Origin of the sequence: Pseudomonas cichorii, from assembly GCF_018343775.1 — a bacterium.
Taxonomy (GTDB): Bacteria; Pseudomonadota; Gammaproteobacteria; order Pseudomonadales; family Pseudomonadaceae; genus Aquipseudomonas; species Aquipseudomonas cichorii.
Genome location: NZ_CP074349.1, coordinates 4905481 through 4921157, shown reverse-complemented (window position 1 = coordinate 4921157; position 15677 = coordinate 4905481). Strand labels below are relative to the sequence as shown.

The 15677-nt window shown below is 58.6% G+C and carries 11 protein-coding genes; 7 read left to right on the top strand and 4 right to left on the bottom strand.

Annotated features, from left to right (window positions below; all coding sequences use genetic code 11):
• The gene (locus tag KGD89_RS20885) at positions 1 to 456 is read right to left on the bottom strand and encodes a DUF721 domain-containing protein (protein WP_025261708.1); all 456 of its coding nucleotides are present in this window, start codon (positions 454 to 456) and stop codon (positions 1 to 3) included.
• A 306-nt stretch (positions 457 to 762) separates the two neighbouring features.
• Between KGD89_RS20885 and secA the strand changes: the two genes are divergently transcribed.
• The 4 genes from secA (at position 763) to KGD89_RS20865 (ending at position 6585) form a co-directional block, all read left to right on the top strand.
• Positions 763 to 3504, top strand: a complete 2742-nt coding sequence (secA, locus tag KGD89_RS20880; RefSeq protein WP_025261707.1) for a preprotein translocase subunit SecA — start codon at positions 763 to 765, stop codon at positions 3502 to 3504.
• A gap of 111 nt (positions 3505 to 3615) precedes the next feature.
• A complete protein-coding gene (gene argJ / locus KGD89_RS20875; protein ID WP_025261706.1) occupies positions 3616 to 4833 on the top strand; it encodes a bifunctional glutamate N-acetyltransferase/amino-acid acetyltransferase ArgJ in 1218 nt (405 codons plus the stop codon).
• Between the two features lie 178 nt (positions 4834 to 5011).
• Positions 5012 to 5644: a glutathione S-transferase family protein gene (locus KGD89_RS20870; protein ID WP_025261705.1), complete on the top strand. Its 633-nt coding sequence runs from the start codon at positions 5012 to 5014 to the stop codon at positions 5642 to 5644.
• The gene (locus KGD89_RS20865; RefSeq protein WP_025261704.1) at positions 5641 to 6585 is read left to right on the top strand and encodes a Nudix family hydrolase; all 945 of its coding nucleotides are present in this window, start codon (positions 5641 to 5643) and stop codon (positions 6583 to 6585) included. The genes KGD89_RS20870 and KGD89_RS20865 overlap by 4 nt, the downstream gene beginning before the upstream one ends.
• Positions 6586 to 6641: 56 nt before the next feature.
• Here KGD89_RS20865 and KGD89_RS20860 read toward each other — a convergent pair whose 3' ends face one another.
• The 3 genes from KGD89_RS20860 to KGD89_RS20850 are packed head-to-tail and all read right to left on the bottom strand — an operon-like array spanning position 6642 to position 10246.
• Complete coding sequence (locus KGD89_RS20860; RefSeq protein ID WP_025261703.1) at positions 6642 to 7226, bottom strand: cob(I)yrinic acid a,c-diamide adenosyltransferase; 585 nt, start codon at positions 7224 to 7226, stop codon at positions 6642 to 6644.
• A 15-nt stretch (positions 7227 to 7241) separates the two neighbouring features.
• Positions 7242 to 9281: a sensor histidine kinase gene (locus KGD89_RS20855; RefSeq protein ID WP_025261702.1), complete on the bottom strand. Its 2040-nt coding sequence runs from the start codon at positions 9279 to 9281 to the stop codon at positions 7242 to 7244.
• Positions 9282 to 9325: 44 nt separating this feature from the next.
• A complete protein-coding gene (locus tag KGD89_RS20850) occupies positions 9326 to 10246 on the bottom strand; it encodes a putative 2-dehydropantoate 2-reductase (RefSeq protein ID WP_025261701.1) in 921 nt (306 codons plus the stop codon).
• 171 nt (positions 10247 to 10417) lie between these two features.
• Here KGD89_RS20850 and KGD89_RS20845 point away from each other — a divergent pair, with 171 nt between their 5' ends.
• From KGD89_RS20845 to KGD89_RS20835, 3 genes are all read left to right on the top strand, one after another.
• Entirely contained in the window at positions 10418 to 10897 is a 480-nt protein-coding gene (locus tag KGD89_RS20845; RefSeq protein WP_025261700.1) for a YajQ family cyclic di-GMP-binding protein, read from the top strand.
• Between the two features lie 124 nt (positions 10898 to 11021).
• Positions 11022 to 11852 carry a mechanosensitive ion channel family protein gene (locus KGD89_RS20840; RefSeq protein WP_025261699.1) on the top strand — a complete coding sequence of 277 codons (831 nt, stop codon included), beginning with the start codon at positions 11022 to 11024 and terminating at the stop codon, positions 11850 to 11852.
• Between the two features lie 434 nt (positions 11853 to 12286).
• Positions 12287 to 15673: a T6SS effector BTH_I2691 family protein gene (locus tag KGD89_RS20835; protein WP_025261698.1), complete on the top strand. Its 3387-nt coding sequence runs from the start codon at positions 12287 to 12289 to the stop codon at positions 15671 to 15673.
• Positions 15674 to 15677 lie beyond the last annotated feature (4 nt).

Genomic DNA, 15677 nt, shown 5'->3' with positions numbered 1-15677 from the left:
TTACTTCTTGTCCTTGGCGTGACTGGCCAGACGCTCCAGCGCGGCGCGCAATTTCGGGTCGCTGATGCCTTCGGCGGTGGCCTGGATACTTTCCGCTGCGGCAGGCGACAGGTCGATGGTGTGACCGACGGCACCCCTGGCCACGGTGGGAGGCTGTACCTTGAAGATAATCCGCATCAGGCTGGCGAACTCGTCGAAAGCGACCAATTGCCGCTGCAGACGCTTTTGCTGATAGCGCAGGCGCGTGGCCCAGTGACCGTCAGTCACGATCAGCAACAGGGTACCTTCGCGCCACGAAGCTACATGGCAGTGTTCCCGTGCGGCAGGCTGCAACTGGCTTTCGAGCAGGCGCTGAAGGTGGCTCAGACGCTCGGCATGGCGAAAAATTGCCTTGAGCGGCTTGGCGTCGCGCAGCAGGACGGCGGGGGCTCTGGCAGTGAGGGGACGAAAGGCCATGGGTGCGTTGCCGGGTATGACAAAGTCTTCATGTTAACAGAAAGCGTTCTTGCAGCTTCGTTCAGAGGGCTTTCCGTGCTTTTATATGCAAATCAACGAGTAACTTCGGCCCTTGACGGGTTGAAGTGCTGAATAATGGCCCCATTGTAAGACTGCCCCGTAACAGCGCTGTGCCAGCATCGTGGAATAACGCCACTTTCCTCACCACCGTTTCCGGGTAGAATGCTCGTTCGCATGCGGCCATTAGGCTGCACGGGCGACTCACGGGGCCGCCCTCCATTCCTATGTGTGGAAGATCCTGTCGATATGTTTGCGCCTTTGTTAAAAAAACTTTTTGGAAGCAAGAACGAGCGTGAAGTCAAGCGCATGCTCAAGACGGTACAAGTCGTCAATGCCTTCGAAGAGCAAATGGTGGCCCTTTCGGACGAGCAACTGCGTGCCAAGACCGAAGAGTTCAAGGCCCGCATAGCCAAAGGCGAGACCCTCGATAAGCTCCTTCCAGAAGCTTTCGCGGTTGCGCGTGAAGCGGGCAAGCGTGTCATGGGCATGCGCCACTTCGACGTCCAGTTGATCGGCGGCATGACCCTGCACGAAGGTCAGATCGCTGAAATGCGTACCGGTGAAGGTAAAACCCTGGTAGGTACGCTGGCGGTTTACCTGAACGCATTGGCCGGCAAGGGCGTACACGTTGTTACCGTGAACGACTACCTGGCTCGTCGTGACGCCAACTGGATGCGTCCGTTGTACGAATTCCTCGGCCTGAGCGTCGGGATCGTCACGCCCTTCCAGCCACCGGAAGAGAAGCGCGCCGCCTACGCTGCCGACATCACTTACGGCACCAACAACGAATTCGGTTTCGATTACCTGCGCGACAACATGGCGTTCAGCATGGAAGACAAGTTCCAGCGCGAACTCAACTTCTGTGTGATCGACGAAGTCGACTCGATTCTCATCGACGAAGCCCGTACGCCGCTGATCATTTCCGGTCAGGCTGAAGACAGCTCCCGTCTGTACACCGAAATCAACCGCCTGATTCCGCGTCTTGAGCGTCACATCGAAGAAGTGGAAGGCGAGGTTACCAAGCCGGGCCACTACACCATTGACGAGAAGAGCCGTCAGGTCGAGCTGAACGAAGCCGGTCACCAGTTCATCGAAGAGTTGTTGACCGAAGTCGGTCTGCTGGCTGAAGGCGAGAGCCTGTACTCGGCTCATAACCTGGGCCTGCTGACCCACGTCTATGCCGGCCTGCGCGCTCACACGCTGTTCAACCGCAACGTCGAATACATCGTTCAGGACGGTCAGATCCTGCTGGTCGACGAGCACACCGGTCGTACCATGCCGGGTCGTCGTCTGTCCGAAGGCCTGCATCAGGCCATCGAAGCCAAGGAAAACCTGAACATTCAGGCCGAAAGCCAGACCCTGGCGTCGACCACGTTCCAGAACTACTTCCGTCTGTACAACAAACTGTCCGGCATGACCGGTACAGCCGACACCGAAGCGTTCGAGTTCCATCAGATCTACAACCTGTCGGTGACGGTCATCCCGCCGAACAAGGCCCTGGCGCGCAAGGACTTCAACGACCTCGTCTACCTGACGGCGGAAGAGAAGTACGCGGCAATCGTCACCGACATCAAGGCCTGTCTGGCCGAGAACCGTCCGGTACTGGTGGGTACAGCGACCATCGAAACCTCCGAGCACATGTCCAACCTGCTCAAGAAGGAAGGTATTGACCACAAGGTCCTGAACGCCAAGTTCCACGAGAAGGAAGCGGAAATCATCGCCCAGGCCGGTCGTCCGGGCGCGCTGACCATCGCCACCAACATGGCCGGTCGCGGTACCGACATCCTGTTGGGCGGTAACTGGGAAGTCGAAGTTGCCAACCTTGAGAACCCGACCCCCGAGCAGATCGCCCAGATCAAGGCCGACTGGCAGAAACGCCATCAGCAGGTGATCGAGGCGGGTGGCTTGCACGTCATCGCCTCCGAGCGCCATGAGTCGCGTCGTATCGACAACCAGTTGCGCGGTCGTGCCGGTCGTCAGGGCGATACCGGTTCCAGCCGTTTCTATCTGTCGCTTGAAGACAGCCTGATGCGCATCTTTGCCTCTGACCGGGTGAAGAACTTCATGAAAGCCCTGGGCATGCAGTCCGGCGAAGCGATCGAGCACCGCATGGTGACCAACGCTATCGAAAAGGCCCAGCGCAAGGTAGAAGGTCGCAACTTCGATATCCGCAAGCAATTGCTCGAGTTCGACGACGTTGCCAACGAGCAGCGTAAAGTGATCTACCACATGCGTAACAGCCTGCTGGCGGCCACCAATATCGGTGACACCATCAGCGACTTCCGTGAAGAGGTGCTCAGTGGTCTGATCAGCCAGCACATTCCGCCACAATCGCTGCCAGAGCAGTGGGATGTGGCCGGTCTGGAAGCTTCGCTGAACAGCGATTTCGCCGTGAAACTGCCGATCCAGCAGTGGCTCGACGAAGACGATAACCTGCACGAAGAAACCCTGCGCGAGAAGATTCTGGCAGAGCTGATGGTGGCCTACACCGAGAAAGAAGATCAGGCCAGTGCCGATGCCCTGCGCACTTTCGAGAAACAGATTCTGCTGCGCGTGCTGGACGACCTGTGGAAAGACCACCTGTCGACCATGGACCACCTGCGTCACGGTATTCACCTGCGCGGATACGCCCAGAAGAACCCGAAACAGGAATACAAGCGCGAGTCCTTCACCCTGTTCCAGGAGCTGCTGGATTCCATCAAGCGCGACACCATTCGCGTGCTGTCCCATGTCCAGGTGCGTCGTGAAGACCCAGAGGAAGAAGAGGCGCGTCTGCGTCGCGAATCCGAAGAACTCGCCAAGCGCATGCAGTTCGAGCATGCCGAAGCGCCAGGTCTCGATCAGCCTGCACTGGCTGAAGAGGGTGGTGATGTAGCTGTTGCCGCTGCTACCGCGCCGGTTCGCAACGACATGAAACTGGGTCGCAACGAGCTGTGCTGGTGTGGTTCAGGCAAGAAGTTCAAGCACTGTCACGGCCAGATCGGTTAAGGCTCTGACGCTGTAATACCCGCGCCGCGACCGGCTTACCCGTCGCGGCGTTTTTTCATTAGATTGCCGTACCGATGCGGACGGCGCAGATACTGCTCAAGGAGCGCACTCATGGCTGTTGGTCTTGGTCCTTTGCCTACATTGCACCCGGTTCCCGGTTTTGAACTGGGTATTGCATCTGCCGGCATCAAACGCCCGGGTCGCAAGGACGTTGTAGTCATGCGATGTGCCGAAGGTTCCAGTGTTGCCGGCGTGTTCACCCTGAACGCGTTCTGCGCCGCGCCAGTCATCCTGGCCAAACAGCGTGTACAAGGCCCTGTGCGTTACCTGCTGACCAACACCGGAAACGCCAACGCCGGTACCGGTGAGCCAGGCCTGGCGGCTGCGACCCGCACCTGTGCCCGTCTTGCAGAACTGACAGGCGTCGATGCCAGCGCTGTGCTGCCTTATTCCACCGGCGTCATCGGCGAGCCGTTGCCTGTTGAAAAGATCGAAGGCGCCTTGCAGGCCGCTCTTGATGATTTGTCTGTGGATAACTGGGCTGCTGCCGCGACTGGCATCATGACCACCGACACCTTGCCAAAAGGCGCGAGCCGTCAGTTCCAGTACGAGGGCGTCACCGTCACCGTGACCGGCATCAGCAAGGGCGCGGGCATGATCCGTCCGAACATGGCGACCATGCTCGGTTACATTGCGACCGACGCCAAGGTGTCCCAGAGCGTATTGCAGGACCTGATCCGCGACGGCGCGAACAAGTCGTTCAACCGCATCACCATCGATGGCGATACTTCGACCAACGACTGCTGCATGCTGATCGCCACCGGTCAGGCTGACGTACCGGCAGTGACTGAAGCCAAGGGCCCGCTGTTTGAAGCCTTGAAGAAGGCGGTCTTTGACGTCTGCATGGAAGTGGCCCAGGCCATCGTGCGTGACGGCGAAGGCGCGACCAAGTTCGTGACTGTTGAAGTCAATGGCGGCGGTAACCACCAGGAATGCCTGGATGTCGGCTATGCCGTGGCTCACTCGCCTCTGATCAAGACCGCGCTGTTCGCTTCCGACCCTAACTGGGGCCGTATCCTGGCGGCAGTGGGTCGTGCAGGCGTACCGGATCTGGACGTGAGCAAGATCGATGTGTTCCTGGGCAACGTGTGCATCGCCAGTAAAGGCTGCCGCGCCACGACCTACACTGAGGAACAGGGTTCGGCAGTCATGGCTCAGGAAGAAATCACCATCCGTATCGAGCTGGGCCGCGGCGATTGCAGCGAAACGATCTGGACCACCGACCTGTCCCACGAGTACGTGAAGATCAACGCTGAATACCGCACCTGATCCCCAATCAGTTCAGGTCATCAATCACTTTGTGGGAGGCCGCTTGCTGGCGACTGTAGCGTACAGACGCAGAATATCTGCCGGTTTTCAGGCCTTTTCGCCAGCAAGCTGCCTCCCACACGTTTTGTTTGTGCCTTAACTGATCGGCATTACATTGTCTGACTCTGGAGCCAAGGACATGTCTCTGCACCTCATCATCGGCGACAAACGTTATTCCTCCTGGTCGCTGCGCCCCTGGCTGGTGCTGGCAATGACCGGCGCGCCTTACACCGATCAGGTGATTCGCCTGAACAAGCCGGACACCCGCGAGCAGATTCTCCAGTACTCGCCAACCGGCAAGGTTCCTGCGTTGCAATGCGAGCACGGGACCATCATCGATTCCCTGGCCATCTGCGAATACCTGCACGAACGTTTTCCCGAAGCCAACCTCTGGCCACGTGATACCGCCGCCCGTGCCCAGGCCCGTTCGGCCTGTGCGCAAATGCACAGCGCCTTTTTGAGCCTGCGCTCCAACATGCCGATGGACCTGCATCGCGATCAGGCGCTGGAAGTCATTCCGGTCGATACGCAGCAGGACATCGACCGCATCGTTGCCCTGTGGAGCGAGTGCCGTGCAGCGTCGGCCGAGAGCGGTCCGTTCCTGTTCGGCCAGCCGAGCATTGCCGATGCCTTCTTTGCGCCAGTGGCCATCCGCCTGCGTGGCTACCGCGTAGCCTTGCCTGCCGAAGCGCTGGCCTATATTGAAACCCTTTACCAGTGGCCTGCCTTCCAGAGCTGGCAACAGGCTGCCTTGCAGGAGACCGATGAGTGAAACGTGTTCATGTGGCCGCCGCTGTCATTCGTGGCGCTGACGGCAGGATTCTTATCGCCAAGCGTGCAGATAACCAGCATCAGGGCGGTTTGTGGGAGTTTCCCGGCGGCAAGGTTGAAGCGGGGGAGGCTGTCCAGGCCGCATTGAGCCGTGAGCTGCAAGAAGAGTTGGGCATTGGTGTTACAGCGGCGCGTCCGCTGATCAAGATCCAGCACGATTACCCGGACAAACAGGTCTTGCTGGATGTCTGGGAAGTCTCGGCCTTTACCGGCGAGCCCCATGGTGCCGAAGGCCAGCCACTGGTCTGGGCCAGCCAGCGCGAACTGGCCGGTTACGAATTTCCGGCAGCCAACAAACCGATTGTCGCGGCGGCTCGTTTGCCCAGTGATTACCTGATTACCCCCGACGGCCTGGAAACCCCCGAGCTGCTGCGCGGTATGCAGAAAGCCATCGCGGGCGGCATCAAGCTGGTCCAGTTGCGTGCGCCGAGTGGCTATGACCCGCAATATCGCGACCTGGCCGTGGATGCCGTGGGCCTGTGCGCCGGCAAGGCTCAACTGATGCTCAAGGGACCTCTGGAATGGCTGGGTGACTTCCCGTCCGCCGGATGGCACCTGACGGCAGAACAGCTGCGCAAGTACGCCAGCCGTGGTCGTCCATTCCCCGAAGATCGCTGGCTGGCAGCTTCCTGCCATAACGCGGAAGAGCTGGCACTGGCCGAGCAGATGGGCGTGGATTTCGTCACCCTGTCACCGGTCCAGCAGACCCAGACGCATCCAGACGCTCAGCCGCTTGGCTGGGAAGAAGCCTCCCGCCTCATCGCTGGCTTCACCAAACCGGTATTCCTGCTGGGCGGTGTTGGTCCGGACGAGCGCCAGCGCGCCTGGGAAAGCGGCGCACAAGGCGTAGCCGGAATCCGCGCCTTCTGGCCAGGCGCGTAACGGACTCCCCCGTTGGATGGGGGGCCGCGAATAAGCGGAACGCCGGCCGATTGCTCCTACGGGGTATTGGGCTTGGGCGCAGGTTGCCAGAGGATTTCCGAGATCCCTTGCCGTTTGGCAATGATGCGGGCGGCAACGAACAGTAAGTCCGACAGCCGATTGATATACGCCAACCCGACACCCGCCAACGGTTCCTGTGCATTGAGGTGCTGGCAGCGTCGCTCGGCGCTGCGAGCGAGGCTGCGGCAGACGTGGGCCTGGGCGATCAGTGCCGAGCCACCAGGCAGTATGAAGTTTTCCAGCGGGCCGACTTCCTCGTTCCACACATCGATTGCGGCTTCCAGTCGCTCGACCTCAGCCGCGTTCAGCGCCTGATAGGCCGGCATGGCCAGTTCACCGCCCAGATCGAACAGACGATGCTGGCAAGGGCCCAGCACCTCGATCACTTCTCTGAGCGCAGCAGTGTGCTGCGCTTGCTCGTTCAGCCCAGCCAGTAGCAGCCCCAACTGACTGTTGAGGGTATCGACTTCACCGATGGCCTCGACACGCGGATGATCCTTGGACACTCGACGACCGTCGCCCAGCCCGGTTTCCCCGGCATCGCCGGTGCGTGTGTAAATCTTCGACAAACGAAAGCCCATCTGTATGGCTCCTGATTACAACTTTGAAATGACCTGTTGCTGCACATTCACCTGATTGCCCACCAGCGGCAGGCGCAGGGTAAAGCAGGTTCCCATGCCGATGGCCGATTGCACTTCCATCTGGCCTTTGTGGTTGCTGGTGATGATGAAGTACGACACCGACAGACCCAAGCCAGTGCCCTGGCCGATTTCCTTGGTGGTGAAAAAAGGCTCGAAGGTACGCTTGCGCACGCTCTCCGCCATGCCGATGCCGTTGTCTTCGACCTGAATCTCGGCCCATGGCGGATTGAGCCGGGTGCGCAAGGTGATGCGCCCCGGTTCTGCTTCGTTTTCCGCTCGCTGGTGAATGGCCTGCGCGGCGTTTTTCAGCAGGTTGAGCAGCACCTGTTCCAGCTCGTTGGGGATACAAGGCACAGGCCCCAGTTCCGGGTCGAACTGCCGGATGATGTGCTGGCCCTTGAAGTCGAAACCGATGGCCAGATCAAAGTCGTTGCCAGCGATTTCCAGCGCTTGATCGATCAGCGCAGGCAGTTCGCAAGGTGTCAGCTGACGGTTGCTCAGGCGGCTGAAGTTGAGCATGTGGCTGACGATCTTTGCTGCCCGTGCGCCTGCCTGCTGAATGCCGTCCAGCAGTTGCGGGACGCCGCGGCTGGTCAGGTAGTGATTGACGGTATTGAGATCGATGCCGTCCGACTCGGCCTGCTCAATGTTCTTCGGCAGTTCCGGCGAGAGGCGACGGCGGATGTTCTGCACGTTATGCAGGATCGCGCCCAGCGGGTTATTGATCTCGTGGGCCATGCCGGCTGCCAGTCCGCCAACGGAGAGCATCTTTTCCGACTGCACCATCATTTCTTCCAGGGAAATGCGCTGGGTGATGTCATCGATACGTATCACCACGCCACGGCCTGCATCGCCTGTCAGCGGGTAGAAGGTCAGCGCATAGCTGCGAGGTTCGTCGTTCTTGATCCACGTCACACGTTCGATCTTGGTGACGCTGTGTTGCTCAACCGTCTGCTTGATCTCGGGCAGAAACGCTCTCATGGGCTCGAAGGCAATGAAAATCGGCTGGTTGAGGGCTTCGTCCAGTGTCGTGCCGGAAAGGGCGGTCGCTTCCTGATTCCATTGGGTGACATACAGCTGCTCGTCCAGAGCGATCATCGCCGAAGGCATCGAGTCGATAATGCTGTTGAGGTAGTTCTGAAAGCCGGTGAGTTTTTTCTCGATCTTGCTGCGAACTTTCACTTCCAGTTCCAGCTTGCGGTTGGTGTGACGGGTTTCTTCGGCAAGGCCCTGAGCCTGGGCGTAGGCTTCCTGCGAGTCGTCACGTGCCCGTTTGAGTTGCTGCTCACGTGCCTCGATGCGCGACAACATGGTGTTGAAGGCTTCGGCCAGATTACCGATTTCGTCTTCGTTGCCGGGGCCAGCGCGCAGGGCATAGTTTTCTTCGCGGGTGACCTGGCGCGACAGCTCTTCGAGCTGATAGATGGGCTCGGTAATCAGGCGCCGGATCTGTCTGGCCACGACCAGCCACAGCAGAACGCTGAATATCAGAATACCCAGGCTTGCAGTCAGCGTGCCGGTATAGAACGCCGTCGGCAGTTCGCTGCTGGCGACCAGCAGCAAATGCCCCGGAGCCTGATCACCTTTGGGCACTGTGATGATTTGCGTATTGCGAAACTCGGTCAGACGCCAGCCTTCGATATCGCCGTAATGGGCGGGAAGGTGAAGCCCTTCGCCCTGTTGCATCTGCGCCAGACGATTGCCGTCGTTGTCGTAGAGCGCTGCGGCACGCAATGGCCCGTAGCTCTTGAGTTCCTTGAGCAAGGCGTTGGCATTGATCGGTGAGTTCAAGGCCTGTTCGTTGAGATTGGGGCTGCTGATCAGGCGTCCGATGGTCTGCAGGGCCTGCGGTGCCATGGCTTCCTGAGAGATGTAGTAAGCGGCGCTGATAAAGGTCAGGTTGGCGACCAGCAGCACTGTGGTCAGCAGGACCAGCAGGGCTGCCAGCAGTTTCTGGCCCACAGGCAGGTTTTCTAGGCGCTGGCGCAATGGCATGGGGCGAATCACACGCGAAGGATGAACCAGCAGGGTAGCGTGCGCTAGTCGGTACGCAAACCCTTGCTTGCGAGATGAGTGGTCAGTCGCGTCTGTAGTTGCTGCAGGTGAGGCACGGCACATTGATGACGAAGGGCCGTTGCGCAAGCGTAGCCGAGCAGGTAGCTGATTTCTGTACGTCGGCCATTGGCCACGTCCTGATACATCGACGAGTAATTGGCCGCCGTGGCCTTGATCACCCGTTGCACTTCAGTGTGCAGGTCCTGGGCCGCCACGGGCTGGCCACAACGCTCCAGCAGGTCCGTGAGTTCGACGCACAGCGTCGCCACTTCGCAGTGATGCTCCAGCAGGCCGCCATTGCGACAATCATGGAGAACGGTCAGAGGATTGATCGCGCAATTCAAGGCCAGCTTGCGCCACAGGCGCGTCAGGATATCGGGTGTCCATTCGTGGGCAATACCGCTGTCATGCAAGTCTTGCAGAAGGGCAGGCGGCGTCGGTTCACGGGCATCGCCCAGCCATGTGTAACCGTGGCCCGCGAATACCACGCGCCAGTCCGATTCGCGAAAGGCGCCTTCGGTGCTCGATGCAAAAATGCACCGGGCATGTGGAATGCGTGCCGCCACCGCATCCTGGCTGCCCAGGCCGTTCTGCAGCAGGACGACGTCTGCGTCTGGATGCAGGCGCGCAGCTACCTGCGCCACGGCCTGTTCGGCATCATAGGCCTTGCAGGCTACCAGCAGACGTTCGATGGGCTCGTTGCTGTCGAGGTTCTGGGCCTGAATGAAGACCGGCTTGGCAACGCCGTTTTCCACCAGCGTCAGACAGCCGCCATTGGCCTGATAGGCTTGCAGCCGCGCTTTATTGCGCAGGACCAGGCGCACCGGCACGCCTGCACGGGCCAGCCGTGCTGCCCACAGACTGCCAAGGCTGCCTGCGCCGAGTATGTGCCAGAGGGCGGCCATCAGAGGTGCATGTCCGCAAGATTGAACGGCCTTGCAGCGATGAAATCGAAAGTCGACATGAAAGGCTCGCAGTGAACGCCTGGAAAGTCTCGTTATAATGAGCGTTCTTTCATACCGTCAAGTCACGCGCGTTCGCTTTTTTCGGGCGCGCCGTTTATCTGGAGAAATTACATGCCATCGTTCGACGTAGTGTCCGAATTGGATAAACACGAAGTCACTAATGCCGTCGATAACGCCATCAAAGAGCTGGACCGTCGCTATGACCTCAAAGGCAAAGGCACTTTCGAGTTCAAGGAGCTGACCGTCACGCTCACCGCCGAGGCAGAGTTCCAGCTTGAAGCGATGATCGAAATCCTCAAGCTTGCCCTGGTCAAGCGCAAGATCGACGTGAAATGCCTTGAGGTCAAGGAGGCGTATGCTTCGGGCAAGGTGATGAAGCAGGAAGCGGTACTCAGGGAAGGTATCGACAAGGAGCTGGCCAAGAAAATTGTCGCCCATATCAAGGACGCTAAACTGAAAGTGCAGGCCGCCATTCAGGGTGAACAAGTGCGCGTCACGGGTAAAAAGCGCGATGACCTGCAAGAAGCCATTGCTTTACTGCGTACCTACGACTCGGGGATGCCGCTGCAATTCAACAACTTCCGTGACTAGGTGATTCTGGTTGTCCGGGAACCCTTTATTCCCGGACATGTCCGAACACCCCTGTAGTAGACGCTGAAATGATTGTTTCCGGCAGTCCTTTCAAGATTGGTTAGTGACAGGCAGGAGAAACAAGATGGATTTGAGCGCAGAAGTCGATCAGCTGTGGAAGGTTTCACAAAGCTGGATTCCGATGATCATGCAATACGGCAGCCGTGTGCTGCTTGCGCTGGTAACACTGTGTATTGGCTGGTGGTTGATCAACCGATTGACCGGCAAGCTGGGTGCATTGCTGGCACTGCGTAATGCCGACCTGGCATTGCAGGGTTTTGTCAGCAGCCTGGCGAACATCATCCTCAAGATTCTGCTGGTGGTGAGCGTTGCGTCGATGATAGGTGTGGAAACCACATCGTTCGTCGCAGCCATCGGTGCAGCGGGTCTGGCCATTGGTCTGGCCTTGCAGGGCAGTCTGGCGAATTTCGCGGGTGGCGTGTTGATTCTGCTGTTTCGCCCGTTCCGTATCGGTGACTGGATCGAAGCTCAGGGTGTGGCGGGTACTGTCGACAGTATCCAGATTTTCCATACCGTGCTGCGCACTGGCGACAACCGCACGGTGATCATGCCCAACGGCAATCTGTCCAACGGCATCATCACCAATACCAACCGTCAGCCGACCCGCAAGATTGTGTTCGATATCGGTGTGAGCCCCGATGCCGACCTGCGTAAAGCGCTCGAGGTTCTGCTGGAGATGGCTCAGGACCCGCGTGTCCTTCAGGATCCGGCACCGCAGGCTGTCGTCGCGGCGCTGGGCGAAAACGCGATTACCCTGTCGTTGAGGGTATGGACCAAGACCGGCGATATGGGCGATGTGAGTTCGCTCTTCAATATCGAGGCCCGTGATCGCCTGAAAGCTGCTGGTATCGATATCCCTTCGCCACAACGTATGGTGCGTGTGGTTCAGGAGTAAGCGTCAGCTCGATCAAAAAGCCCGGTGCTCCAGGCACCGGGCTTTTTGATGAGCGAAGGCATTAGGCCTTGATGCGCAAATACCTGCGCACCCCATCCTTGATAAAACACCCCTGAAACCCTCGACAACCCTTATGAACAGGGCTTCTCGACCGTCTGCGCACGATGTTGCGCAGGTGCGCACAGGCTTGCGCACTTTTTCGGGGTTTTGGTATGAAAAACAACCTGTTTTTATGAGATTTAAATTCAAGCTGTTGATTTATATGTAGAAAAATTAACAGGCATGACTCTTGATACTGACCGTTCCCACGTCCGGGCGATGCCGCTCGGCAACCCTCAGGGAACAAGGGATGTTCATGCTCGTTTATCAGGTCAACCGCCTCATCACGCTTCACCTCCAAGTACCCGCTGAAGACGCACCCAACGGCGCGTCCCATGACTAAAAAGTACGGCACCCTGCAAGAGCGGCGTGCAGCACGCTTCGACAAGTCTCCGTCTTCTGCCACCTGTGCCTGTCTGTACAAGACGGCGGACATCGCCATTGTCCCGGTGCGCTATGCCCTGGACCGTTCGCGCTACGATGTCGAACCCACACAACTCAAGCCCTTGCCCGCCCGGGGCCAGTGGAGCCCACTGCCACGCCTCAAGACCCGCAGCTACACCCTGCGCCAGCTCTACGACGGGTATGTCTATGTGGTCGACGAAACGGCGGGGACTTTTCATGAGTACAGCATTTCGGCGTCCGATGCCTGCCTGACGCGCATCGTCTGGACGCAGGCCCATCTGGGGCAGGACGTTCGCCGCGGCGATGGAGAGGGCCACCCTTACCTGCTTTACCCCCGCAAGAACCGTCTGCACCTGGCTTTTTCCCCGGTGCAATGGACCTGGCGTATCTGTGAACACATGCGCTCACACGCCGACAGCCGTGCCCTGTGGATGAAGCCTCTGGACCTGTCCAACTTCTGCGCCACCCGGAACGAGCCGGGCGCGCTGCCGCTGATGGCGCTTGCCACGGCCGTCGCCGACATCGACAAGAATTACGTGGTTGAAGACAAGCGCTTCGCTGACTCGTCCATTCCGACTGCCGGGCCCGAGTCGCAGCCCGATCAAGCGGAGCAATCAGTCTTTAACCCGCTCGGGGCCGATGTGTACTGGCTGGGCAACGTCCCGGACAGATGCAACTCGCTGCTGGTTGCACTGGACGACCCGCTGGGTGTGTTCAATGACCTGGGCATGCAACTGGCGGGTGATCAGGCCGCGTTTCAAACCTGGCAGCACGAACACGAACACACGTTGCAGATTGCCCAGACCGTCACTGCACTTTGCGGGGCCAATGGCGATGTGCAAAAACTGCCCGCTTCGGTACGTGGCGACAGCGCCAGGACCCAGCACTACCTGAACGAGATGGAGGAGTATTTCGATCAGATGGACCTGGAGGAGATGCTGACCATGCACGGCAACTCGCCGGGCGGCTCTCTGGGCACGATGGACATGTACAAGAGCGCGGACATGCGCGATGCGCTGCGTTCACGTTATGGGCGCTACCCGTCCGAGGACGACCGGCAGGCCTGGAAGGATCGCGAGAAATGGCGTCGCGAAGTCGACCTCAAGGGCGCGCGTGCCCATCTGCACCATCATTTGCCCCTCAGCGAAGCCCTGCTGCAACAGGTCCGCGACACCCAGGCCGATTTCCAGACATGGGCCGAGTACCTGGGCAACGACCCGCTCAAGCTGTTCATCGACACCGCCAACCCGAAAACCCTGCTGTACCTGCAAACCGTCATGACCGATTTACTGATGGTCTATGGCCAGGACCAACAGGCCAGTGCCTGGCTGGCGGATCAGGAAGCCAGGGGCGGGAGCCTGTTCGGGACCCTGCGCTATGGCTTTTCTCCCGGCCTCAAGGACGCCCTGGATCAGGAAGCCAACGCCCTGCTTGGCGGCATTGGCGACTTTACCAACCTCGCCACCCGCGCGGGCGAACTCAACGCCGTGCTCAACCATCAGGGTTTCGCCGACGCGGCCTGGATGAAAACGCTGAAACAGCCGGTGCAGAACACCTTCAAGGCCCTGCGCGAACTGGCGAGTGGAGCAGGCAAAACGATTGCCGAAAACATGCTGCTGGCCTGGGTGCCGGTGGACAGCCGTCTGGCGCTAGGCAAAAGCCAGAACCTCGTCGCCTTGATCCGCAACTTCATGATCGGCCAGATTCTGGCCAATACGCCGGAAATGATCCGCATCAACGAACAACTCGCCTCCCGGCTGAAACAGTGGAAGCGCGAATGGTGGCTGCTCACCAAACAGATCGACGACACCCGCTTTAACTGGCTCTATCCCCTCGATCCTCGGGAACGCCGACACCTGGCGCGCCAGCTGCAATCACAACTGGATGCCCTGCGCCTGCACGAACTGAAAATCCCGGGGTTGCTGGACTTCCAGAACAACCAGTACGCCCAGTTGCTGCAAGAGGAAATACGCGCCTTCTTCAAATCCGGCCTGGACGTCGCCAAGGACTGGCACACCCGCGCCAAGGCCTGGAGCGAACGCTTGGGTGGCCTGGGTGCCGGGATCACCTGGGGCGTCATCCTGCTCAACTTCATCAACACTGCATTCCTCTATGGGGACCTGACCCGCGATGGCGACTTCAGCGGCAAGGATATCGTCAAGGTCGGTTACAGCCTGGGTTACAGCTTCAATTTGTTGATGGCGGTGTTTGTCGAAGCGCCGTGGGCGGTGATCAAGAATGCGACGCCGGTGCTGATCGACGGCAAAAGCATAGGCATCCTGGATCGCTCTTCCGCCTACTGGAAAGCGCAGGGAAACAACGCTTGGGGGGATGCGATTCGCGGGTTCAGGAGCACGGTGGTGGCTTTGGGAGCGTTTGCGGTGGCGGCGGCGGTGTTGGAGCTTTGGGATATTCGAGGCGATTATCAGAATGCCAAAACCGAGGAGGAAAGAGCCGCATTACTTGTAAAAGGTATCGCTGTTTTTGTGATGGGTGTTGGTGGTCTGGCTCAATTGGTTACGGGATTAACACTATCCAGCAGAATCGCGATTTTTGTAATGGGTACGTGGTTTACCATCGGTCTTCTAATAGCAGGTGTCGTTTATTTAATTGCCACTATGGTCCTGAACTATTTCAAGCAGGACAGTGTCGGTTGGTGGTTGAGGAGGTGCTGCTGGTCGCGTTCGTCTGAACATCGACATACGGATACCCCGGAAGGAGAAGTTGAAGAAAAGCGTTCTTTGCTGGAAATCCAGCTGAGTCCGCAAATCCTTATTAAAAGCACGGTTGAGTATAGGCAAAAATACATGGGTGTAGCTGGGTATGTAGATGTGCCAGTACAAAACGGTGCCTGGATACAAATGCGTTTGCCTGAGGCATTACGCGGGCAACTGGTTCAGCTTAATGTTATCAGCAGTACGCGACCTTTCGGTTTTCTGCCAACGGAGCAAACGGATACGCCCATTGCAGACAAGTTTGAAGAGCGTGGCAAGTTCACTCCTCTCAAGGAGTTTGGAAAGATCGGTAATGAACGGCCTCCCTATTCACCATCGGATCTGTATTTCCCGATTTTTCCTGCGGGCGAGGATGTCGTCTGGCAAACCTGGGTTCCGCTCAAGGAAGGTGCTACCTACATTGAGTTGCAAATCTGGTATCCGAACTCGGTGAGTGCTTCAGGGCAGAAAGCTCAAAGCTACCTTTATCAGATAGAGCTAAGTCAGGAGGGCGATATGGCAGTAGATGGCTCAAGCCTCACACTGCTAGAAGTCAATAAGAAAAGCCGCGCCAACGCACTGATCCTTGTGCTTCCGGAATAAAATT